The 22,609-nt window shown below is 40.4% G+C and carries 22 protein-coding genes; 1 reads left to right on the top strand and 21 read right to left on the bottom strand.

The window, feature by feature from the left end; translation table 11 throughout:
* Nucleotides 1–47: 47 nt before the first annotated feature.
* The 17 genes from murG to A6749_RS20895 all read right to left on the bottom strand — a co-directional run bounded on the left by murG (nucleotide 48) and on the right by A6749_RS20895 (nucleotide 19,392).
* Entirely contained in the window at nucleotides 48–1,151 is a 1,104-nt protein-coding gene (gene murG / locus A6749_RS20975) for an undecaprenyldiphospho-muramoylpentapeptide beta-N-acetylglucosaminyltransferase (protein ID WP_066395752.1), read from the bottom strand.
* A gap of 144 nt (nucleotides 1,152–1,295) precedes the next feature.
* Nucleotides 1,296–2,360, bottom strand: coding sequence for a stage V sporulation protein E (spoVE, locus tag A6749_RS20970; protein WP_407937536.1), 1,065 nt, complete (start codon nucleotides 2,358–2,360; stop codon nucleotides 1,296–1,298).
* Between the two features lie 133 nt (nucleotides 2,361–2,493).
* Nucleotides 2,494–3,846, bottom strand: a complete 1,353-nt coding sequence (gene murD, locus A6749_RS20965) for a UDP-N-acetylmuramoyl-L-alanine--D-glutamate ligase (RefSeq protein WP_066395741.1) — start codon at nucleotides 3,844–3,846, stop codon at nucleotides 2,494–2,496.
* Entirely contained in the window at nucleotides 3,847–4,821 is a 975-nt protein-coding gene (mraY, locus tag A6749_RS20960; protein WP_066395734.1) for a phospho-N-acetylmuramoyl-pentapeptide-transferase, read from the bottom strand.
* Between the two features lies 1 nt (nucleotide 4,822).
* The gene (locus tag A6749_RS20955) at nucleotides 4,823–5,272 is read right to left on the bottom strand and encodes a hypothetical protein (RefSeq protein WP_066395723.1); all 450 of its coding nucleotides are present in this window, start codon (nucleotides 5,270–5,272) and stop codon (nucleotides 4,823–4,825) included.
* Between the two features lie 2 nt (nucleotides 5,273–5,274).
* A complete protein-coding gene (locus A6749_RS20950; RefSeq protein ID WP_066395709.1) occupies nucleotides 5,275–6,735 on the bottom strand; it encodes a UDP-N-acetylmuramoyl-L-alanyl-D-glutamate--2,6-diaminopimelate ligase in 1,461 nt (486 codons plus the stop codon).
* Between the two features lie 174 nt (nucleotides 6,736–6,909).
* Entirely contained in the window at nucleotides 6,910–8,829 is a 1,920-nt protein-coding gene (locus tag A6749_RS20945; protein WP_066395704.1) for a stage V sporulation protein D, read from the bottom strand.
* A 118-nt stretch (nucleotides 8,830–8,947) separates the two neighbouring features.
* The gene (locus A6749_RS20940; RefSeq protein ID WP_066395701.1) at nucleotides 8,948–11,176 is read right to left on the bottom strand and encodes a penicillin-binding protein; all 2,229 of its coding nucleotides are present in this window, start codon (nucleotides 11,174–11,176) and stop codon (nucleotides 8,948–8,950) included.
* The gene (gene ftsL, locus A6749_RS20935; RefSeq protein ID WP_066395698.1) at nucleotides 11,173–11,535 is read right to left on the bottom strand and encodes a cell division protein FtsL; all 363 of its coding nucleotides are present in this window, start codon (nucleotides 11,533–11,535) and stop codon (nucleotides 11,173–11,175) included. The genes A6749_RS20940 and ftsL overlap by 4 nt, the downstream gene beginning before the upstream one ends.
* A gap of 21 nt (nucleotides 11,536–11,556) precedes the next feature.
* Entirely contained in the window at nucleotides 11,557–12,489 is a 933-nt protein-coding gene (rsmH, locus tag A6749_RS20930) for a 16S rRNA (cytosine(1402)-N(4))-methyltransferase RsmH (RefSeq protein ID WP_066395694.1), read from the bottom strand.
* 66 nt (nucleotides 12,490–12,555) lie between these two features.
* Complete coding sequence (gene mraZ, locus A6749_RS20925) at nucleotides 12,556–12,987, bottom strand: division/cell wall cluster transcriptional repressor MraZ (protein WP_066395692.1); 432 nt, start codon at nucleotides 12,985–12,987, stop codon at nucleotides 12,556–12,558.
* A gap of 145 nt (nucleotides 12,988–13,132) precedes the next feature.
* The gene (gene bshC / locus A6749_RS20920) at nucleotides 13,133–14,767 is read right to left on the bottom strand and encodes a bacillithiol biosynthesis cysteine-adding enzyme BshC (protein ID WP_066395689.1); all 1,635 of its coding nucleotides are present in this window, start codon (nucleotides 14,765–14,767) and stop codon (nucleotides 13,133–13,135) included.
* Between the two features lie 91 nt (nucleotides 14,768–14,858).
* Nucleotides 14,859–15,254 (bottom strand): DUF3397 domain-containing protein, encoded by a 396-nt coding sequence (locus tag A6749_RS20915; protein WP_066395687.1) that lies wholly within the window; start codon nucleotides 15,252–15,254, stop codon nucleotides 14,859–14,861.
* A complete protein-coding gene (locus A6749_RS20910) occupies nucleotides 15,251–16,153 on the bottom strand; it encodes a 2-dehydropantoate 2-reductase (protein WP_066395685.1) in 903 nt (300 codons plus the stop codon). Before A6749_RS20910 ends, A6749_RS20915 begins: the two co-directional genes overlap by 4 nt.
* A 119-nt stretch (nucleotides 16,154–16,272) precedes the next feature.
* On the bottom strand, nucleotides 16,273–17,814 hold the full coding sequence (locus A6749_RS20905; protein WP_066395678.1) for an acyl-CoA carboxylase subunit beta: 1,542 nt from the start codon (nucleotides 17,812–17,814) through the stop codon (nucleotides 16,273–16,275).
* 14 nt (nucleotides 17,815–17,828) lie between these two features.
* Nucleotides 17,829–18,041: a biotin/lipoyl-containing protein gene (locus A6749_RS20900; protein ID WP_066395677.1), complete on the bottom strand. Its 213-nt coding sequence runs from the start codon at nucleotides 18,039–18,041 to the stop codon at nucleotides 17,829–17,831.
* A 13-nt stretch (nucleotides 18,042–18,054) separates the two neighbouring features.
* Nucleotides 18,055–19,392, bottom strand: a complete 1,338-nt coding sequence (locus A6749_RS20895; RefSeq protein WP_066395675.1) for an acetyl-CoA carboxylase biotin carboxylase subunit — start codon at nucleotides 19,390–19,392, stop codon at nucleotides 18,055–18,057.
* A 236-nt stretch (nucleotides 19,393–19,628) separates the two neighbouring features.
* Between A6749_RS20895 and A6749_RS20890 the strand changes: the two genes are divergently transcribed.
* Nucleotides 19,629–20,105 (top strand): N-acetyltransferase, encoded by a 477-nt coding sequence (locus A6749_RS20890; protein ID WP_066395673.1) that lies wholly within the window; start codon nucleotides 19,629–19,631, stop codon nucleotides 20,103–20,105.
* A 30-nt stretch (nucleotides 20,106–20,135) separates the two neighbouring features.
* Here the strand turns inward: A6749_RS20890 and A6749_RS20885 are convergent, their stop codons facing one another.
* The 4 genes from A6749_RS20885 to A6749_RS20870 form a co-directional block, all read right to left on the bottom strand.
* A complete protein-coding gene (locus tag A6749_RS20885; protein ID WP_066395670.1) occupies nucleotides 20,136–20,768 on the bottom strand; it encodes an RsfA family transcriptional regulator in 633 nt (210 codons plus the stop codon).
* Between the two features lie 91 nt (nucleotides 20,769–20,859).
* Complete coding sequence (locus A6749_RS20880; protein WP_066395667.1) at nucleotides 20,860–21,621, bottom strand: enoyl-CoA hydratase/isomerase family protein; 762 nt, start codon at nucleotides 21,619–21,621, stop codon at nucleotides 20,860–20,862.
* A 122-nt stretch (nucleotides 21,622–21,743) separates the two neighbouring features.
* A complete protein-coding gene (gene rpmF, locus A6749_RS20875; protein WP_042456138.1) occupies nucleotides 21,744–21,917 on the bottom strand; it encodes a 50S ribosomal protein L32 in 174 nt (57 codons plus the stop codon).
* Nucleotides 21,918–21,975: 58 nt separating this feature from the next.
* The gene (locus A6749_RS20870; protein WP_066395664.1) at nucleotides 21,976–22,500 is read right to left on the bottom strand and encodes a YceD family protein; all 525 of its coding nucleotides are present in this window, start codon (nucleotides 22,498–22,500) and stop codon (nucleotides 21,976–21,978) included.
* Between the last annotated feature and the right edge of the window lie 109 nt (nucleotides 22,501–22,609).

Raw genomic sequence — 22,609 nt, 5'->3', positions numbered from 1 at the left:
TTTCATCCATCCGTCTAATTTTAATTTATGCAAGAATTGAAATTGGGCTACTTTTGATTTTCTTTTATCAGCTGTTCTATAACTTTGTAAAGTCTTGATGCCGAATCCGGAACACCCATTTTCTTAGACTGAAGCTTCATTTCCTCATTTGTTTGTTTATTTAACATGATTCGATCAATATGTCCGATTAAAGTATTGCTGGTTAAATCTTTTTCCAGTAAAAGCTCTGCTGCCCCGTGATCACTAAGAGAACGAGCGTTTTTTTCTTGGTGATTGTTTGTGACATAAGGACTCGGAATTAAAATGCTTGGAATTCCAAGTGAAGTTAACTCCGCAAGCGTAGTTGCTCCCGCCCTTGATACAACTAAATCCATACCGGCAAGAATCTCCGGCATATTATGAATAAACGGCTTGATCACCACATTGTCTGGATTTCCAACAAGCTCCGCTTCCTTTTTGACATCTTCAAAATGGGCATCTCCAGTTACATAAAGAACTTGGTAAGGCTTACCGGAAAATTCCGTAAATCCTTTCACCACTGCTTCATTAATCGGCCTTGCCCCGCGGCTTCCGCCAAAAATTAATACCGCGGGCTTTGTTGTACTTAGCCCAGCTGAAAGCCGGCCTTTAATCCCATCTTTCCCAAGTACCTCAGAAGCACGCGGGTTCCCCGTAAAAACGGTCTTGTTGGCTGGGAAAAATTGCTTAGCCTCATCGAAACAGATGGCAATCTTGTTCACGTAACGGCTTAAAAACTTATTTGTAAGTCCCGGAACGCTGTTTTGTTCATGGATAATCGTTGGAATACCGAGCTTAGCAGCCGCATAAACCACGGGTCCGCACACATAACCACCGGTTCCAATGACAACATCCGGCTTGAATTCTTTCAAATATTTCTTGCTATCTTTTACTCCCTTAAGGAAGCGAAAGATCGTTTTAATATTATCGAAGGAAAGCTTTCGTTTAAATCCAGTGATATAAATAGACTTAAACGGTATATTTTCACGCGGTACAAGCTTGCTTTCCAATCCATTTTGCGTTCCTATGTATAAAAACTCTGCTTCTTTATCTAGTTTTTGAATTTCTCTAATAAGGGCGAGCGCAGGATAAATATGTCCTCCTGTACCGCCGCCGCTGACTGCAATCTTCATTCTTTCACCCCTAAAACTCTGCTAAACACATTCTACTATAAAAACAAAGGAAAAAAAGCCTATGAAAAAATAATGTTACGGAAATGTAATGAAATTTGCGTATATCTCAAATAAAAAGAACCCTGCACAAAAACAGGGCTTACGTCAGTATCTTGAATAACGGCTAATATTCAGGAGAACACCAATCGCCATCAGCATTAGTGTCAACGACGATCCACCGTAGCTTAGAAAGGGAAGAGTAATCCCCGTAACCGGCATTAGTCCGGTAACTACGCCAATATTGATCATCACTTGAATTGCCACCATCGCAATAATTCCTACGGCAAGGAAGCTGCCATATAAATCAGGAGCCCCTAAAGCAATCCGGATTCCCCGCCATAAAAGCAAAGCAAATAAAAGAATTATAAATGAGCCGCCAATAAAGCCTAACTCTTCAGAGAGTATTGCAAAGATAAAATCCGTTTGCGGTTCCGGCAGATAAAAAAACTTTTGTCTGCTCTCTCCTAGTCCTAGACCGAACAAACCGCCCGGTCCAATTGCATAAAGCGACTGAATAATTTGAAAGCCGCTTCCCAGCGGGTCCGACCAGGGATCAAGGAACGACGTAATCCGTTTAATTCGATACGGGGCGGACGCAATCAGTCCAACAAAACCAGCAACTCCTAATAATCCTAAGAAAGCAAAATGGCTAACCCTTGCACCCGCGATAAAAATCATGACTACACACGTTCCCATCATGACAGTGCCTGTTCCTAAATCGGGCTGCAGCATGATCATCGCAAAAGCGAGAAAGGCTAGCCCGAGTGACGGGACCAGACCTTTTTTAAAGGAAGTAATCAGCTTTTGCCGTTCTGAAAGATATTTGGCAAGAAAGGCAATCATCGCAAGCTTCATGAATTCAGAGGGTTGAATCGAGAAAGCGCCAACCCCGATCCAGCTTCTTGAACCATTACGAACATTTCCAATACCGGGAATCAGTACAAGAATCAAAAGGACAAAACAAACAATTAAAATTGTTTTCGACCATGTTCTCCATGTCAAATAGTTAATGTTCATGATAAAAAACATCGCAACTACTCCAACCACAGCAAACAGCGTCTGCCGTTTGGCAAAGAAAAAAGAATCATGAAATTTATATTCCGCCCAAATTGCGCTTGCACTATACACCATAATGAGTCCTATCGCGAGCAGTGTAAAGGTTACAATCATTAAAATAAAGTCGGGAGTTGTTCTCTTTGTCGGCACACTATACACCTCAACTAACAAGTTTTCAGGCTATCATGCACCAATCCAATCTAAGCTGTTTTGCTCAAGCGCTTTTTGCTTCTTATGGTACAAGCCTCTATTTAAGCTTATGCACCGCTTCGATAAAAATGTCTCCCCTGACTTCAAAAGTTTTATATTGATCCCAGCTGGCGCAGGCAGGAGATAACAAAATAACGTCACCTGGCTGTGAATAAGCTAATGCAGCAGGAACGGCCTTGTCAACATTATCGACACGCTCCATTACATTTATTCCCGCTAATTTACCAACTCGTTCTAGTTTAGGGGCAGTCTGCCCAAAAGTAATCATTGCTTTTACATTCTTCAAAAAAGGAATTAGTTCATCAAATTCATTCCCGCGATCCAGCCCTCCGGCAAGGAGCACAATCGGGCTGTTAAATGCGGCAAGCGCGTTGATTGTCGCTAAAATATTGGTTGCTTTGGAATCATTATAGAATTTCCTTCCAGACACTTCTGCTACGAATTGAAGACGGTGCCTGACACCCGTAAAGGTCGTCAATATTTCATGAATGGCATGATTATCGACACCGGATAGCTTTACAGCGGCAACGGCCGATAAAATATTTTCAAGATTATGTGTGCCTGGCAATGCAATTTCAGCTATTGGCATCACTTTTTCATCATTAAAGCAAATCCATCCATCCTGAATAAATGCCCCATCTTCCAATACTCTTTTTGCTGAGAATGGGATAATTTTGGCATCAGAGTGTCGCGCGATTTCCATCGTTTCCTCTTGGTCCGCATTGATAATTAAATATTCAGCTTCGGTTTGATTTTGAGTAATATTCGCTTTTGCTGCAATATAAGCCTCTTTGCTTCCATGGTAGTCAAGGTGGGCATCATAAATATTTGTAATAATCGCGATCCGCGGATTAAACGTTTTTATTCCCATCAATTGAAAGGAAGATAATTCGATGACAATAGTATCTTCCTTTGCTGCTTGTTCCGCGACACCAGAAGCAACCGTGCCGATATTCCCGGCAATTAATGGTCTTTTATTTCCTGCCTTCATCATTTCATAAAGCAGTGTTGTTGTCGTCGTTTTTCCGTTTGTACCGGTTATACCAATAAAAGGCGCTTCAGATATTTGATAAGCGAGCTCTACTTCAGTTATAACCGGTATTCCTTTTTCAATTGCACTTTGGATTATTGGGTTTTCATATGGAATTCCGGGATTTTTTACAATCAGCTCGAACCCTTCGTCTAAAAGTTCAATTGGGTGCTCACCGCAAATCACTTTGATCCCTTGTTCCAAGAGTCCTTGTGCCTCCGGATTTTCTGAAAAAGGCTTTTTATCATTGACGGTGACAAAAGCACCAAGCTTATGTAGCAAGGAAGCAGCCGTTACACCGCTTTTGGCCAAACCTAATACGAGAATTTTTTTATGATGATAAGTCTTTATCTGCTTCAATTACAACCACACCTCGATATAGATTCCTAAAATGGCAAGGATTAATCCTACACTCCAAAAAGTGACAACGACTCTCCATTCAGACCAGCCAATTAGCTCGTAATGATGATGAAGCGGGCTCATCCGGAAAATTCGCTTACCTGTCGTTTTAAACGATGCAACCTGAAGGATTACAGATAATGTCTCAATGACAAACACACCGCCAATAATGATTAGCAGCAGCTCCAGCTTCGTCAATATGGCAATTGTGGCAATTGCCCCGCCGAGTGCCAGCGACCCGGTATCGCCCATAAACACCTTGGCAGGGTGAGCATTAAACACTAAAAAGCCAAGAACAGCACCCACCACCGCTACAGAAAAAATGGCAATCTCCATTTGTGATTGACTCCAGGCAAGAACAGCAAAGGCTCCAAAGGCGATCGCCGCAGTGCCTGACACCAATCCGTCAAGTCCGTCCGTCAAGTTGACGGCATTAGAAAAACCAACCAGCCAAAATATAATGAATAAGACAAAAAACCAGCCTAAATCAATGCTTGAATCCGTAAATGGAATATTAATTTCGGTAGAAAAATTCATTTGTTTATAGACTAAATAAAAAATACCGGAAATAATAATCTGCCCCAACAGCTTTTGTCTTGATGTGAGTCCCAAATTTCTTTTCATTACCACTTTAATAAAATCATCTAAAAAGCCGAGTAATCCAAAACCAAGTGTAACCAGCAGCAGTAAATACGTTTTTACGGTCGGCTCAGAAAATTTTCCGGTCATCACAATCGTCGTAATCACAATCGAAAATAAAAAAATAATACCGCCCATTGTAGGGGTTCCTGATTTTTTTTGATGTGATTTAGGTCCTTCTTCACGAATGCTTTGTCCAAATTTCAACCTGCGTAAGAAGGGAATAAATACTGGCGAAAGTAAAACAGAAATGAGAAATGCCATAATAATTGGGAAAAAGATAACCTGCTCCAGCATATTACCCCCTCCTTTCTGAATTTCTAGCTTTTACTTCAGCGATTTTATTTACCATTACTGCAATATCATATGTTTCATTATTTTTATTAAGAAGTTTTTTATTTGAAAAAATAAAGTTAGTAGTATCCATTTTGTGATTTTTTTCTCCGTTTACATATTCTAAATAAAACTGCAGCAGCTTGTTTACCGCTTCCGCCAAATCAGCGGTAAAAAACACTGGGAAATGATTTGGCGTATAGGACGGAAGGCATTCTCCCTGTGTCCAAATAGCTGCTACGGCTCCATTTGCAATAGCCTCAATCAGCTTATCCTGCTGATTATTAAGCGGGATAAACAATCCTTTCGGCTGCAATACATTCGCCTGATCGGAAACTATTTGGAATAAAATATCGTCCTTAATTCCTTGTTTGTCAGGAAATAATATGGCTAAATCTGTTGACGCCAAATACATGTTTATCTCTCCTCAATCGCTTCCCTTGCGACAAGCCGGTCATCAAAATCATGAATTACGTTACCAATCTGTTGATAAGTTTCATGACCTTTCCCAGCAATTAATACAACATCACCGGCTTCTGCCTGTTTTATAGCCGTATGAATTGCTTCCTTACGATCCTCAATAACAATATAATCCTCACCTTGGACCCCTGCTTCCATCTCCTTAAGAATTGCCATTGGTTCCTCGCTTCTTGGATTATCAGAAGTAAAGATTGGATTGGACGCATAACGGCAGGCAATTTGCGCCATTAACGGACGTTTAGTCCGATCCCTGTCGCCGCCGCATCCAACTACGACAAAAACCTTTTTGTTTGCAAAATGCTGAATGGTTTTTAAAACATTTTCAAGACTATCAGGCGTATGCGCATAATCCACGATGACAGTGAAGTTCTGACCCGCATTTACGAGTTCAAATCGTCCTGCAACCCCTTTTACCGCTTCTATTGAGGTAATGGCCTCATGAATCGGTACATCTGAAACAACGGCTGCTGATAAGGCCGCCAATACATTATAGATGCTGAATTTGCCAATCAGCTGAAGTTCAACACGATATTGTTCCTGGCCAATGACGAGATCAAAGCTCGTTCCAGAGGAAGTCATTTGAATATTGACCGCCTGTAAATCTGCCTTTTCTTCAATTCCATATGTATACACATGTGCAGCTGTTGAACGTTTAAACATCGCAGAGGCAGCATCATCGGCATTTAAAATAGCAAATTTAGGCCGGCCGACCTCATACGAATTGCCAAGCTGAGAGAACAATAAGCTTTTTGCCCGCTTATATTCTTCCATTGTTTTATGGTAATCCAGATGGTCCTGGGTCAGATTGGTGAACACGGCAACATCATAATCACATCCGTGGACTCTGCCTAAATCCAAGGCATGCGAAGATACCTCCATAACTGCTGTTTCAACACCTTCCTCGACCATTTGGTGAAAGGTTTTTTGCAGGGTTAAGCTTTCTGGAGTTGTATTTTTCGTTTCAATCGTTTTCTCACCTATTTTCGTATACATGGTTCCAATTAGCCCAGTTTTTTGACCGCGGTCAGCAAGTATTTTTTCAATCAAATGACTCGTTGTTGTTTTTCCATTTGTGCCGGTGATTCCAATTAATCGCAGCTGTTGCGTTGGCTGCCCGAAAAAGGCATCTGCTAATACCGCCATCGCCCTATTGGTATCTTTTACGACTACTACCGGAACGTCAATGTCCAGCGGTCTTTCAGCTAAGACCGCTGCAGCACCATTTTTGACTGCAGATGACGCGAAATCATGACCGTCTACCGTATACCCCTTAATACAAATAAATAAGCTTCCGTTTTGCACCTTTCGATTATCGTTTTCAATCGATGTAATTTCCGGGTCTTCCCCTTTAAAAGGGATTATTGGATGCAAACACTTAAGCAGCTGTTGTAATTTCATTTATTCTCAAATCCTCTCATGCCCTTACATCACTTTGCCGGCTGACAAAAAATGTGCCTGACGAAAGTTCCACCTTATTTTACATGAAAATAAATTTTTTTGCTATTTGTTCACCAACTTTATATGAAAAAAGGGCGGCAATAGTTCATAATGCCTGCCCTCTTTCTAGTACTATTAGTCTCCACTGCCAAAGTAAAGCCTAATTTTTGATCCTTCTTTTACTTTAGTCCCTGGTTCTGGAGATTGGCTGACAACAACATCCCCTTCTCCGCTTGCATCAATTCGTAAATTAACTAGCTGCCCCTGAAGTTCTTTCTTTTTCAGCCCGACAAAATCCGGCAGTTCAATTAATGGTGAATCCGGGTACTTGATTTCTTTTTCAATTTGTTTTTTCCGTGGATCCACATCCAGCGCGATTAAGCTGTCATTCATGATATTGCCGACAATCGGCGCACTGATTGTTCCCCCAAACGCTCGAACACCTTTCGGATTATCGACCGCCACATATACGACGATTTGCGGATCATCTGCTGGAGCAAAACCAATAAACGATACAATAAACTCATTTTCTAAATATCGGCCGCCCTCGGCCTTCTGTGCTGTCCCTGTTTTTCCTCCAACACGATAGGAATCAACAAAAGCCTTTCCTCCTGTCCCTTGGGCAACTACACTTTCAAGTGCATGGCGGATTTCTTTAGATGTTTTCTCAGATATGACTTTTCTTTTCGCGGCCGGTGAGTTACGCATGACGACTTCTTTTGTCACCGGATCAATTAATTCCTTAGCAATAAAAGGCTGGTATAAGGTTCCGCCATTTACCGCCGCAGCAACGGCAGACACCTGTTGAATCGGCGTAACGGAAACACCTTGTCCGAAAGCAGTCGTCGCTAGTTCCACAGGTCCTACCCGGTCCATATTAAACAAAATCCCTGTACCTTCCCCCTGGAGGTCGATACCTGTTTTCTGACCAAATCCAAAATCCTTAATATATTTGAACAATTTCTCTTTTCCAAGCCGTTCGCCTAACTCCACAAACCCTGGGTTGCACGAGTTTTGAACAACCTCTAAGAAGCTTTGATCACCGTGACCGCCTCTTTTCCAGCATTTTAAACGGGCGCCGGCAACCTGGACAGAACCGGAATCATGAAAATGTTCCTTTTCCAAATTGACTTTTCCCTCTTCTAACGCCGCAGCAAGAGTAATAATCTTAAAGGTTGAACCTGGTTCGTAGGTCATCCATACTGGAAGATTTCGGTTATATACTTCTTGCGGCACACTTTGAAACTTTGCCGGGTCAAATGTCGGTCTTGACGACATCGCTAAAATTTCACCATTGTTCGGGTTCATCGCAATCGCAATTAAACCATCAGGATTATATTTTGCTTCCGCAATATCCAATTCTCTTTCAACAATAGTTTGGATTTTCGAATCAATCGTCAGCTTTAGGTCAAGGCCGTTCGCAGGGTGTTCATAATCATCTGCCATATCATTCATCCGTTCACCCTTAGCATTCGCGTAAAATTTCACGGAACCACGTTCCCCGCTCAGCTCTTTATCATAATATTTCTCCAAGCCCATTAAGCCCTGGTTGTCCACTCCGGCAAAGCCAAGGACATGCGATAAATAACTTCCATTAGGATAATGGCGCTTGGAATCTTCACCGATATATATTCCTTCCAGGCCTAAAGCTCTAATTTTTTTCGCCTTATCATGGGAAATTTTCCTGCCTTCTTTGATTCGAACAATCCGCTCTTTTTGGGTGATCTCGCGATATGCCTTTTCTTTTGACATATTTAGAACGGAAGCAAGCTTCTCGGCTGTCATCGCCGGGTCCTTTACCTGCCTTGGAACAACCCAAACTGTAGGGGCACTAATATTTGTTGCCAATGGTATTCCGTTACGGTCAACAATTCTTCCTCGTTCAGGTTCAAAAGGTATATTTCGGCTCCATGAGTCTTTGGCCCGGGCTGTCAACATATCACCCAAATAAAATTGTACATATCCAAGCCTGACATCAATAATTAAGAAAATAAGAATTCCTGTGATTAATGCAATCAATAACCGTTTTCGGACAGTTACATTGGAAACACGCATAGTATGAACGATCCTCCTTTTCAGTATCATTCATTTATATGCTTGTACTTTTTTATCTAGAACGTGCCTAAAATCCAGTTCATGAAAAAATCCCGCTAATCATAGCGGGATTCCTCTGTTAATCTTGAATAATATCTTTAGAACTTTCTTTAGATGTTCCCTTCTCCTTACCTGCGGCAGAGGATTCTTCTGTCCACTTCTCTTCCGGGGTTTTTAAATTTACGATAAGGAAATCACCTTCCGTTAAAGTGGTTCCTGGTTTAATACTTTGTCCAATCACATAGCCCTTGCCTTTTGTGCTCAATTTCAGCCCTGCCATGTTGGCTACCTTCATGACATCCCTTAACGACCAATTCGTCATATCAGGGGCCGTTAAATCCCCATCAGTTTGGATGATGACCTTTTCACCTTCTAAAACAGTTGTTCCTTCCTTAGGAATCTGATCGGTTACATTCATTCCTTTTCCAAGCACGACTGCTTCGAGTCCTTTAGCTTTTAAGCTTCTAACCGTTTCATCAACTGACTTCTCTTGGAAATCCGCCAGCTTATTTAGGGCTGTTTTTTCAACCTTAGACGGTTGAATATTTAAATAATGCAGGCTGTTTTGCATGACCGGATTAAAAATTTCTGAAACCGGATAAGCCCCTTGACCTGCTTTCTCCCCCGTTAACTCCGGCTGCTGCACAGCTACGTAGACAATTAATTTCGGATTTTCCTTTGGTGCCATTCCTAAAAAGGAAAACATATAGTTATTGGCCCCCGTTAGATACTTGCCATCGGATCCTGGAATACTAGCAGTCCCTGTTTTCCCGGCAACACTATAGCCTTCAATTTTATATCGTCTGCCAGTGCCGTTTTTCGAGGTAACAACCGTTTCCAAATAATCCCGCACCTTTTTGGCAGTATCTTTGGAAATCGGAGTTGATACTACTTCAGGTACCGTTTCCTCGATTGTTTTCCCCGTATTATGATTCACAATTTTTTTAACCACATGAGGCTTTAACATCTTGCCGTCGTTCGCAATCGCTGTTGCCGCCTGAATTTGCTGAATCGGTGTTATAGCCGTCCCTTGACCATAGGCTGTTGTTATTTTTTCAATTGGATAGGTATATTGAATTTTCCCTGAAGTTTCATCTGGCAGCTCAATCCCGGTTGGTTTATCAAATCCAAATTTTGTTAAATATTTACGAAATGTATCAAACCCTAACTTTTCCTTGGCTATTTTCGCAAATGCAGTATTGGAGGAGCGCTGTACACCCTCCAAATAGGAAATCTTGCCCCAGCCTGAATAATTATGATCATGGATGGGCTGGGATTTATTCGTAACTCGATAAGAGCCTGACATATACTGTTCATTAGGGTTAAACACACCCTCCTGTACGGCAGCAGCAAGGGTGAAGATTTTCATTGTTGAGCCTGGTTCAAAAGACGTTTCGATTGCTTCATTATGCCAGCTGTCAGTGATTCCTTCCCTTGTTTTTGGTTGAAATGTCGGACGCTGCCCCATTGCCAAGATATCACCGGTCTTTGGGTCGGCGACAATCGCAATCATCTTTTTCGGTTTATATTCCTTATCGACCTTATCCATTGCGTCTTCAAGGAAGGTTTGAATTTTTTTATCAATGTTTAAGTAAATATCATCTCCATCTTTGGCCGGGGTGATTTTTTGCTTATCACCAGGAAGGATGTAGCCCCATACATCACTTTCAAAATTTACTTTGCCATTTTTTCCGGTTAACTCTTTATCAAATTCACTTTCAATTCCCATTTTTCCTACGGTTTTATAAGTTCCGTTATCTTGCTTAATTTGGTCGGCGTATCCTACCAAATGGGAAGCAAACACTCCATTAGGATAGTAACGTTTTGAATCACGCTGAAAAATGATTCCTGGCAACTTCAATTTCTCAATCTTCGCTTTTGTATCGTAGCTGATGTCTTTTCCAGCTTTACCGAATTCGACCTGAAACCGCTTCTTCTTGATCCCATTTGTTAATCTACTATAAATCTCCGTTTCATCCATATCAAGATACTTTGCTAGTTCTCTTGCCGTTTTCTCCGGGTCTTTTACGTGTTTAGGCATCTTTTTACTCAATACCGCTGCTAACTTATAAGCTGAAGTATCTTCGGCAACAATCTCGCCATTACGGTCGAGGATTTCCCCTCTCGATGCTTGCAGAATGGTCTGATGGGCATATTTTTGCTGAGCTTTAGCGACTAGCGGCTGTCCTGCTGCTTCACCCGTAAATTGAATCGAGAAATATCTAAAAAGTACTACAAAAAAGAGCAGACCGAATATCACAAACAATATCGCTGCTCCAACATTCATATATGGCTGTTTCTTATTCATTGTGCAGGCACTACCTTGACGTTATCATTATTTCGATCTAAACCCATCTTTTTAGCTTCTTTGTAAATTCGTTCATAGTTGCTTAAATCCTTAACTTGAACTTGCAAATCAGCATTGACCTTTTTCTGCTCATTAATTTTTGTTTCAACGTTTTGAATTTCCTTATTCATTTGATAAATTGTCGCTTGATTAGTTATTAAGTGGACAGCGCCAAAACAAACCAGTCCGGCAAATGCGACTCCCATTATTTTTTCCCCTGGAGTCAGCCAGGACTTTTTTAATTTTATTTGCCTTTCTTTTTGATTTGGCTGTTCCACTCGCTGCTGTTGTTGTTGAATTTTCCTGGCAAGATTACTCACGCATTTCCCCTCCGGTTAATTTTATATTTTTTCTCCAATTCGAAGCTTCGCCGACCTCGCGCGATTGTTTTGTTCCAATTCTTCCTCAGACGGCAGAATCGGTTTCCGGGTAATTAACTTTAAAATAGGCTTGTACTCATCCGGTATAATAGGCAGCCCATGAGGCAAATCAGGAGTTGTACTCGCGTTTTTAAAAGCTGCTTTACAAATTCTATCCTCTAAAGAATGAAAAGTAATCACACAAATTCTTCCACCAGGATTCAATAAATCTATTGCCTGGTTAAGAGATTTTTCAAATACAGCTAATTCATCATTAACCGCGATTCTAACAGCTTGAAAAATCCGTTTTGCCGGATGTCCGCCTTTTCTTCTGGCCGGTGCAGGAATTGCATCCTTAATTAGTTCTACTAATTCCCCAGTTGATTCAATGGGTTTAATCTCTCTTGCCGCTTCAATCTTTCTGGCAATTTGCTTCGAAAACTTCTCCTCACCATAGCGAAAAAAGATGCGGACTAACTCTTCATAGGACCAATGATTCAAAACATCGTAAGCGGAAATAGGGGCGTCTGTATCCATCCTCATATCAAGAGGTGCGTCATGATGGTAACTAAAGCCTCTTTCCGGTGTATCCAATTGCGGTGATGACACACCTAGGTCATACAGGATCCCGTCTACTTTGTAAATACCGCGGTCTTCAAGCTCTTCCCGCAGATGAAGAAAATTGCTTTTGATGATTTCAAAGTTACTGCCATATTCAGCTAATTTTTGGCTGGCATGAGCAATTGCTACCTCATCTTGATCAAACGCATAGAGCTTACCGTCCTCCGAAAGCTTCGAAAGAATGTAAGAGCTATGGCCAGCTCCGCCTAATGTACAATCGACATAAATTCCATCTGACTTAATATTCAAGCCGTTAACAGCTTCTTCCAATAACACTGTTGTATGTTTAAACATGTTCGTACCACCTTTTCCAATCAAAACCTATACATAACAGAAAAATATATTGATATAACTTTCCCATTATATATCAAAGCCAATCATATTTTCTGCTATTTCCGCAAAAGAATCTTCAGACTGTGCAAAATAGTCTTCCCAGATCTGTTTGCTCCAAATTTCAATTCGATTGGAAACACCCAAAATCACACATTCCTTATCTAATTTCGCATATTGCAAAAGCGGTGCTGGGATATTAATCCTTCCCTGTTTATCAAGTTCACTCTCTGTTGCTCCGGAAAAGAAGAAACGGGTAAAGGCACGGGCATCTTTTTTTGTCAAAGGTAAAGCTTTTAATTTATCTTCAATATGCTTCCACTCTGATAATGGGTAACCAAACAAACATTGATCCAAACCTCTAGTGATAATGAACATTTCGCCCAGGTCATCACGAAATTTGGAGGGCACAATTAAACGGCCTTTATTATCAATGCTATGATGGTATTCACCCATGAACATACCCACTACCCCCACTTTCTATTAAAAATGTACCACATTCCCCCACTTTCCTCCACCTATTTTTATACAATTCGCTCCATTTTCTTTAAAATCCTCTTTTTTTATTTAAAAAAAAAGAAGCTCCACCGCGCTTGGTGGAGTTTCTTTACAATTTGATTACTTTGTGACTTCCATCGAATATATAGGTTAATGTCATTAAATCTTGAATAAAATTCATTCCATACTGATTTAAATAATAAAAGATATTCCAAACCCGCTCCTGTGGAAATCCGTCTGGCCTTAATTCCATGTCAACACGGGCAAACTTTTGGAGAACGATATTATGTTTTTGCTTTATGGCTTCCTCCATCCTTGCCTGCATAAAGCTAATTTCTTTTAGCAAGTATGCCTCATTCTTCTTTAGCAGCGGTAAAAGGCCGCTATCCACCGCTTGTGTCTTCGCCTCAATAAATTGGTATTGCTCTATCAGCTTTTCTTTTGCGGCTGAAAACAATTCCTCAACTTCCCGATCCTTAATCGTCTCTAAAAATTGCTCCTTAACACGATTCGTTCCGAATTGTAAAACGTGAGCAAGCTCTAAATTTAATTCCACTAGGTCGGTTTCAACTGACCGATCCAGAAAAGTAATATTTAAACGAGGTACTATTGGCGGCATTTTAATATTGAAATGCTCAAACACCAGCTTTAGCTCTGCCCAATATGCTATTTCACCAGGCCCCGCGATAAAGGCGATGACAGGAAACAGCCATTCCTGCATCAGCGGTCTGGTTACCACATTATTGCTTAAACATGCAGGATTTTCATTAACAAGCTCCACCAATTCATGCTCTGAAAAGGAAACAGCTCCACTTTTCCCCACGAATCGTTCCAATTCACGATCATATTCAAGTAAAATCCTCTCTTGGCGTTTGGAGTCGTAATAAAATAAATTCGCCGAATGCTCGCTTGCTTCAATTGCAAGTGGAAAACCTGCTTTACTGATTTCCTTTTGCTGCTCAAGTAATGAAAAAGTAATGGCATCGTGTTGATCGATTTGCTGTTTGAGAAATTCCTTCTGCAGCTGACGAAAATCAGCATTTCCGGAATCTACGATTAACAGGCCATCTTCTTTAAACAGCTCCATAACAATATGAGCGAAAAAGTCAACAAAAGTTGTCGATTTCAATATTTGTTCCTGGGCAAATTCCAGCAGCGCATTGGTATGCTCTGTCTCACCAAATGTTTCGATGACATTTTTCACCCAAGAAAGACACAAATCTTTATCCAATTGGATATCTGAAACCATCTTCTTTTGCCATACTTTTTCCGGATACGTCCATTTATCGACCTTTTTTTGGATTGGGACATTCACATGATTGACTTCCTGAAAATCATGGTCTTCTCCGGCAATCCAAAATACTGGAACAACTGGAACGCCTAATTCTTTTTCCTTCTGCTCCGCTAACTTGAGGATTGAGATAATTTTATGTATGGAATAAAGCGGTCCAGTTAGAATACCTGCCTGCTGTCCGCCAATGACAACAACACTATTTGGTTCTTTCAACTTTTCAATCGATCTATTTACTGCATCCGAGGAAGGATAGCGCTCCATAAAGTGCTTTATATGGTTAGCTGCCTCGATCCTCTGAAACTGCCGGTCATTTAACTCCGTTAATCGATTTGCATCTTCAATCTCATCATTATAACGATAATGAAAAAACGGTAAAATCTCCGTTGATTGCTCTAAATAATTCGAAGCAAACCGGTTGGTTGCTGGTAAAGAGAGATTTAACATCTCCATTCATGTACTTCCTTTCTGGTCATCCAAATTCATTCTCTTTAGAAGTATACCATTCACCGCCTGTTTTAAAAAAAACTTTGCCTGAAATTTTTCAAGCGGAAAATGTAAACATTATTGCCCTATATATTAAACCAAATACAGTCAAACTTATGTAAGCAAGAAAAAAGAAGATAAAATTAAACCGCCAAAATCCTTTCATTACTTTTTTGAAATCAATTTCTCCCTTTACTTTCCAATGAACAATCACAAATACCATGGCGATCATAATGATGAAAAGAAGAATCATTCCTAATAATGAATGGCCCCAAATTGTTTTAATTAAAAAATGGACGGATATAATAAATAAAATTGTCGTATAATCAAGCGCCTTATGTACGGATTTACGGGTATTCTTAGAAACTAGCTTGTAGATAAAAAAAATAAACAAAAATCCAATCATCGGCATCGAAAATAATAATGTGATTACGTTGGAAAGTATGCTGGTCATTTTACTACCTCTCTTCCACCGTTTTCTTTCCCTTTTATGATATAATAAAGACTTTCAAGAAGCGGGACCTTCCTATCTTGTTTGTTCGCTTTAGCTAAAATATATCCTAATATTGCGTCAATTTCGGTTAATCTATTTGCCTCTAAATCTTTTAACATCGAGGAACGATTCTCTGCCGTAGTACGACAAATATTTATTACCCGCTCTAGGTCGCTTTGTGCATTGTCCAATTCCAAAACAGCTGCAATTTCAGTAAAAAGGGAATCCAACACCTTGAGGTAATAAGGATTTTCGATTAAATCTCCATTTTCCACTTTAAGTATGGCTGTTAATGGGTTAATGACTGCATTCGCAATTAATTTATTTAGCAGCATATCCTCGTATCTTTCTTTGAAAACAAAAGGGAATTCCTCAGGAGCAGATGAAATAAATCGAAATAACTGATTGCTATCCCCCCTGAAAACAGCAATATTGGTTACCCCGAAGCCATTATGGCTGACAGTATAGGAATTTTCCCTAAGCGCCCCGTGTTCAATCGTACCGACAAATAGGTTCGGAACAGCAAGTGATTGTAGTTTTTCTAAATGCCCCATGCCATTTTGTAAAAACAACAGATTTTCAGGTTCAGCAGGCATCTGCAAAATATGCCCAATAATATCGTCCAGTTGATATTGCTTAACGGTAATAATCGACAAATCCTCCATCCCCTGCCACTCTGAAAATGGCAAAGCGGTGACAAAAGAAATTGTCCTGCCGGAATTTTTTAATAAAATACCAAATTTATTAATTTCTGATGCCTGCGCCTCTGTCCTTGTATAAACAGTTACATTAAAACGTCTGCTTAAATAGGCAGCGAATAGCAATCCAATTGATCCCGCACCAACTACGCCAACCTTCATTTGATCTCCCTCATTCTACCGAAAGTCTTTAATTGTATTTTATCAAATAATGTCAGGCTGGTGTTAATGACTATGAAGAAAAAAATCCCTTGCCGCGAAAATTACGGCAAGGGACTTTTTCATACTGGATATACCGGGTGTTTCCTGACACTGAAGGTTAGCTCTTTTGTTTCATAATAATTGAAACGTTCGATGAGAACATCGCGTAATTCAGAAGGAGCGACAATTTCATCGACAATTAATTCTGATGCCAGCTTATAAATATCAATATGTTCCTTATATTCCTGATGTTTCGCCTGAACAAAAGCGATTTTTTCCTTTGGATCCTCAATTTCATTAATCTTATTTGAATAGACCGCATTTACTGCTGCCTCTGGACCCATAACGGCAATTTGAGCTGTTGGCAGGGCAATGCAGCAATCCGGCTCAAAAGCAGGTCCTGCCATTGCATAAAGACCGGCCCCATATGCTTTCCTTACGATAACGGAAATCTTTGGAACAGTGGCTGAGCTCATCGCCGCAATTAATTTGGCACCATGGCGGATAATACCAGCCCGCTCCACTTTTGTTCCAATCATAAACCCAGGCACATCGGCCAGGAACAACAACGGAATATGGAAGGCGTCGCAAAGCTGGATAAATTTCGCAGCTTTATCGGCAGAATCGACAAATAGCACCCCCCCTTTTACCTTTGGCTGATTCGCAATAATGCCGACTGTTCTCCCATTAATCCGGGCAAGTCCAGTAATGATTTCTGAAGCGAACAATTTTTTTATTTCATAAAAACTCCCGGCATCTATTAGTTGGTCAATACATTCATACATATCAAATGGAGCATTTTGATTTTCAGGGATAATCTCCTCTAGTTTTCTCCCTTCTTTCGGAACGAACCCTTCCATCATTTTTGGCATCTCTTTAAAGCTTGCCGGCATAAAGCGGATATATTGTTTCGCTGACTCAATGGCCTCTTCCTCGCTGTAAGCCAGGATATCTCCACAGCCGCTGGTCGTGCAATGCATCCTAGCACCGCCCATTTCCTCCAAAGTCACCTTCTCGCCGATTACCTTTTCCGCCATCCTCGGCGATCCTAGATACATCGAGGCATTTTGATCCACCATTATCACGATATCGCAAAATGCAGGGATATAGGCACCGCCGGCGGCGGATGGACCGAACAAAATACACACTTGCGGGATCATTCCGGAAAGCTTTACTTGATTATAGAAAATTCTTCCGGCACCCCGGCGGTTCGGGAACATTTCCAATTGGTCAGTAATCCGGGCACCTGCCGAGTCTACTAAATAGAAGATTGGTACCTTTAGTTTTTCGGCTGTTTCCTGTATCCGGATTATTTTTTCAACTGTACGCGCCCCCCAGGAACCGGCTTTGATTGTTGAATCATTTGCCATGACGCACACTGTCTGACCATTAATTTTACCAATCGCAGTAACAACTCCATCAGCAGGTAAATCACCGGCGGTAAAATTGGCGAATTTTCCGTCCTCTTCATATTTCCCATCATCAAATAATAATGCCAGGCGTTCACGCACAAACAGCTTATTTTGCGCCTTTGCCTTCTCATGATATTTCGGCAGACCACCAGCTTCTATTTGCTTTCGATTTTCATTTAATTGACGATTATATGTGGTTGTTGTTTCCATACATTTTCACCTCACTATACTAAAACAATTAATGTATCGCCTTCATTCACAAAATCACCAACATTGACCTTTACTTCTTTTACAACCCCTTCGCCGCTGCTTTCAATCGGTATTTCCATTTTCATGGATTCCAGCATAATAACTTCCTGCCCCAGCCGGATTACGTCACCGCTGTTTACAAATACATTTAAAACAGTTCCTGCCATAGATGCTGTGATTTCTTTCATCTTCTGCCACTCCTTAGTTCACTAATTTTTTCGTTAAAAAGCTTGTTGTATAATCCCCGTTAATAAAGGCTTCATTTTTAAGGATATTTTTGAAAAGCGGGGCGTTTGTCTTGATTCCCTCAATTTCAAGGTCATTGAAAAAACTTTCAGCCTTGGCTAATGCCTCTTTCCTTGTCTCACCATAAAAAATACATTTGGCAATCATCGGGTCATAAAATGGTGTGACTGTGTCGCCTGCTTCATAACCGGTATCTATTCTGATTCCCGGCTGGGGCTGCCAATAGAACGAGGTAATTTTCCCTGGAGAAGGAAAAAAGCGCACCGGATCTTCGGCATACAGTCGAAATTCAATTGCATGGCCAGATGAACTGATCTCCGTCTGCAATAAAGGGAGGCTTTCCCCTTTTGCCGCAAGAATTTGCCATTTTACTAAATCAAGCCCTGTAATCATCTCTGTTACCGGATGTTCTACCTGTAATCTTGTATTCATTTCTAAAAAATAAAAATTTTCTTGTTCATCGACAATAAATTCAATTGTACCGGCATTTGTATAATTGACAGCCCGTGCCGCTGTTACGGCTGTTTCATACATTATTTTTCGCACTGAATCGGTTAGAAACGGTGATGGGGACTCTTCGATAACCTTTTGATGTCTTCGTTGAACAGAGCAGTCCCGTTCAAATAAGTGGACGATATTTCCATGCTGGTCTCCAAATACTTGGACCTCAACATGTCTGGCATTTGCTATATATTTTTCTATAAATACTTCATCAGAGCCAAAATAAGTCATTGCCCGAGATTTTGTAGAAGCGAAGGACTTAACGAGCGCTTGCTCATCTTCACATAAAACCATGCCAATCCCGCCGCCCCCGCCGCTCGCCTTTAGCATCACCGGATAGCCGATTTCCGCTGCAAGGACAAGTGCCTCTTCGATTGTCTTTAATCCGTTACCGCTTCCAGGCACTACCGGCACGCCCGCTTTTTCCATTGTTTGTCTAGAAATAATTTTATCTCCCATCAATTCAATGGTTTCTGGCTTAGGTCCGATAAATACCATTCCGGCATTTATGACTTGCCGGGCAAAGGCTGCATTTTCTGACAAGAAGCCATAACCTGGATGAATGGCATCGACCCCTTCGGCAATAGCAGCTTCTAATATTTTTTCCGCCTGTAAATAGGACTTGTTAACTGGAGGCTCACCAATACAAACTGCTTTTGATGCAGCTTTTACAAATGGCAATTCTTTATCGGCTTCCGAATAAACAGCAATTGTTTCAATTCCCATTGCTTCACAGGTTTTAATAATTCTAAGAGCAATTTCTCCCCTATTGGCAATTAAAATTCTTTGCATAGTTCTTCCCCTTTCCTAACCCCAATTAACCTCCATTTATATGTTTCTACATGATTAGAAAAAATTCCTGCATTTTTTGAAAACGCTTCCTAATCTTTCTTTGAAGAAATTTTTTTGATTTTGTTATATAATTAATGTAATCCATTTTGAATAATACGAAAATTATTCACTTCATGGTATTCAATAGTATTTAAATATATACGAAAAATACAGCATTTTACCTTAGGAGGGGCAATATGGAAACAAAAGTGGAGAAATTAAAAATAAACTTTAAAACTTTAGAAGAGTTTAAAAAATTTAAAGAATATGGCCTTCAAGAGCTGTCTATGCTTGAAGACCTTGAAGCGAATATAATTGATAACGACAGCGAGTCACCATTTTATGGAATTTACTTTGGTGACAAACTTGTAGCCCGTATGAGCCTCTATCAAATTGATGCAAAATTTGACCGTTATTTCTTCCCGCCGCAGAATTATGTAGAAATATGGAAGCTTGAAGTCCTTCCGGATTATCAAGGAAAAGGGTACGGCACACAGCTTGTTAAATTTGCAAAGAGTATGAATCTTCCAATTAAAACAAACCCTAGGATGCAATCACGCACCTTCTGGGAGAAGATGGAGTTTACCAGCGTCGATTACGAAATGGAACGTGACCGCGGAGAGAATCCGCTAGTCTGGTACCCTGAAGGTGTAGAAGCACAGCATAATGATTAATAGAAAAAGCGGACGTATTGTCCGCTTTTTCTATTTTTGTACTCTTTCGAGATTACCGTTTTTGTCCATTTGGAATTTTACCTTTTGCTGTTTATCTTCCTCCTGAAGTACGACCATTTTTCTGGCTCTTTCCATAATTTCAATAAGGGAGCGGTAATCCTCTTCTATTGCCTTCAAATTTTTACTGAGTCTTTCATTTTCAGCAGCCAAATAGTATGTCTTCTTCTCTAATTCTTTTATCTTCTCAATAGACTTATCCCGTTCATCTTCCATGCCCTCTTGGGATACCGCTTTTCTATTCAGCTCTTCTAAAAATTCAATCACTGATGCAAACGAGATTTTCCTATTTTCTACAGCTTTTTCTAAAACTGCAGGTTCACTTTTCGGTTGTTCAGTATTCGCCGCTGCCATAGTTTCACTTGGTACAGGCTGCAGTTTTAGCTCTTTACGCTGCTTCTTTGCAAGCTCAATGCCCGATTTATATTGCTTCCTTACATATGAATTCCAGCGGAAACCGCATGCGGCAGCAGTCCTTGACAGCTGTTTGCCAACCTCCTCAAAGGCCTGCAGCTGTGTGCCGCCTTCCCGGATATGCCTTAAGACCACTTCCGCTAGCAGCAGATCCTCGTCTTGGGACCAAGCATCCTGTCGGGTTGATGACATAAGAACATCCCTCCTAGTAGTGTTTTTATCATACATATGCAACTACTAGAAAAGATAGACTTAAACAAAGCCCTGAGTTTTTTGTCTTTTGTTAATTTTTGTTTAAAAAAGTTTTAACATATTGATGATGGGCATCACTTTCCCATAACACCGCACATTTTTTTACTTCTTCTTCCATTCTTTCACGAAGATTTACTGCAGCCCATTTATTAATCCATATTTTTTTATATGACTCAAGTACATTTACATCACAGGCTAAAGTTTTATCCAAGAAGGCTTCACAGGCGGAAAGAGATTCTTCTTCATAAATACCATGAAAAAAATCAAGATCAAATAAATATTCCACTGTCTGCGGTTCTGCCTCCATTAACAATTTCATCGCGGCATGCTGCGGCAGTTTTTCCGCAAGGATAGACCCCCCGCCCCATCCTGTGGTAATCGCTTGTTTTCCTTGTACAAAACCTGCCTTTATTCCTTGTCTGCCAAGACGGAAATCACATGCAGACGCAAGCTCACAGCCGCCGCCAATCGCTGTACCATTGACAAGGGCAACTGTTGGTTTAGAAAGAGTTGTTAAGGAATAAAGTATATCAGCCATTTTAGAGAGCATTGTGTAAGCCTCGTCTTTAGTAGATAGCGAATGAAAAACAGATAAATCGCCGCCTGAGCAAAAAGCCCTTTCCCCTTCTCCGGTTATGACGAGTGCCTTAACATCAGGAGCTCCTGCTGTTTCGTTTATCGCCTTTTGCAGCCCTTCCATTACTTCATAATTAATCGCATTACGTTTTTCATTTCTTGTAATTGTAAATAATATGTAACCTTTATCCTTTTTTTCAATTAAGAATTCCAACATCCCTCTTCCTTCCCATAGAAATTCTATAACTATCGTAATATGAATAGTAAAAAAAATCTATCTGAAAACAACAAAAGCACAAGGGCTAAAAAGCTCCTTGTGCTCTGTAAACGAAGTTGTTATTAGTCGTTAACTACTTCTTTTCCTTTGTATGTTCCGCAAGCTTTGCAAACGCGGTGAGCAAGTTTCATTTCACCACAGTTTGGGCATTCTACCATACCAGGAACATTTAATTTAAAATGAGTACGACGTTTTCTTTTTGCAGTTTTAGAAGTTCTTCTAAAAGGTACAGCCACTTCAAACACCTCCTTTAAGAGTATAAAGAAAGTAATAAAGAAACCGGGAATTGGTTCTTCACTTTTTTCCTTGATTGTCATTGTCAAAAAACTTTGCGAGTCCAGCTAGTCTTGGGTCTATTCTTTTGGATTCCGCTTCTTCAGAGATGACCTCCCAATCCTTTCCGGACTGTGGTGCAGCATCAGGAGACTTCACGTCCTCACAAAAGACCTGCATCGGTATTTCAAGTAAAAGAATCTCCCGAATAATCGGTTTTAAATCAATTACTTCACCTTTTACTTGATGGACTTCCTCTTCAGACTGATAAACAGCATTCTGCAAGAGAAATGTTTCTGTTGTTTCGACATTAATTGGGAATTTTACATCCACTAAAGTACGAGAACAAGGAAGGATTAAATAACCATCAATGTTAAAATGGAAAGTTGCTTTCGTTGAATCGATATCACCGCGACCTTTAATATGCATCGGTGATACTTCTCGTATGGTTGGATCATCTTGATTAAGATCATCCAGCTGAATTATCTCATCAAACGAGAATTCCTTGTTTCGATATTTTTGTAATTGACTGATTGTCCATTTCACTTGAATCACCCCAAGGCAACAAAGGTAATTATAGCCTTCGATAATATTTTTGTCAATATTTTTTCTTTACACCGAAATAGGTGATTTTTAATTTAAATCCATTTTATCG

The sequence above is a fragment of the Neobacillus mesonae genome, from assembly GCF_001636315.1.
GTDB classification, from domain to species: domain Bacteria; phylum Bacillota; class Bacilli; order Bacillales; family Cytobacillaceae; genus Neobacillus; species Neobacillus mesonae.
The sequence above is the reverse complement of the archived record's forward strand: the minus strand, read 5'-3'. Positions and strand labels throughout refer to the sequence as shown.

Bases quoted from the DNA above. Each gene is read 5' to 3' on its own strand.
- bshC (WP_066395689.1), bottom strand. From the start codon at position 14,767: ATGGAGATGTTAAATCTCTCTTTACCAGCAACCAACCGGTTTGCTTCG.
- spoVE (WP_407937536.1), bottom strand. From the start codon at position 2,360: ATGATTGTAACCTTTACACTGCTCGCGATAGGACTCATTATGGTGTAT.
- A6749_RS20890 (WP_066395673.1), top strand. From the start codon at position 19,629: ATGGAAACAAAAGTGGAGAAATTAAAAATAAACTTTAAAACTTTAGAA.
- mraY (WP_066395734.1), bottom strand. From the start codon at position 4,821: ATGCTGGAGCAGGTTATCTTTTTCCCAATTATTATGGCATTTCTCATT.
- A6749_RS20900 (WP_066395677.1), bottom strand. From the start codon at position 18,041: ATGAAAGAAATCACAGCATCTATGGCAGGAACTGTTTTAAATGTATTT.
- rsmH (WP_066395694.1), bottom strand. From the start codon at position 12,489: ATGTTTAAACATACAACAGTGTTATTGGAAGAAGCTGTTAACGGCTTG.
- mraZ (WP_066395692.1), bottom strand. From the start codon at position 12,987: ATGTTCATGGGTGAATACCATCATAGCATTGATAATAAAGGCCGTTTA.
- A6749_RS20955 (WP_066395723.1), bottom strand. From the start codon at position 5,272: ATGTATTTGGCGTCAACAGATTTAGCCATATTATTTCCTGACAAACAA.
- A6749_RS20880 (WP_066395667.1), bottom strand. From the start codon at position 21,621: ATGTTGGAATTCTTAATTGAAAAAAAGGATAAAGGTTACATATTATTT.
- A6749_RS20915 (WP_066395687.1), bottom strand. From the start codon at position 15,254: ATGACCAGCATACTTTCCAACGTAATCACATTATTATTTTCGATGCCG.
- A6749_RS20950 (WP_066395709.1), bottom strand. From the start codon at position 6,735: ATGAAATTACAACAGCTGCTTAAGTGTTTGCATCCAATAATCCCTTTT.
- A6749_RS20885 (WP_066395670.1), bottom strand. From the start codon at position 20,768: ATGTCATCAACCCGACAGGATGCTTGGTCCCAAGACGAGGATCTGCTG.
- A6749_RS20905 (WP_066395678.1), bottom strand. From the start codon at position 17,814: ATGGAAACAACAACCACATATAATCGTCAATTAAATGAAAATCGAAAG.
- A6749_RS20945 (WP_066395704.1), bottom strand. From the start codon at position 8,829: ATGCGTGTTTCCAATGTAACTGTCCGAAAACGGTTATTGATTGCATTA.
- murG (WP_066395752.1), bottom strand. From the start codon at position 1,151: ATGAAGATTGCAGTCAGCGGCGGCGGTACAGGAGGACATATTTATCCT.
- A6749_RS20895 (WP_066395675.1), bottom strand. From the start codon at position 19,392: ATGCAAAGAATTTTAATTGCCAATAGGGGAGAAATTGCTCTTAGAATT.
- A6749_RS20940 (WP_066395701.1), bottom strand. From the start codon at position 11,176: ATGAATAAGAAACAGCCATATATGAATGTTGGAGCAGCGATATTGTTT.
- A6749_RS20910 (WP_066395685.1), bottom strand. From the start codon at position 16,153: ATGAAGGTTGGCGTAGTTGGTGCGGGATCAATTGGATTGCTATTCGCT.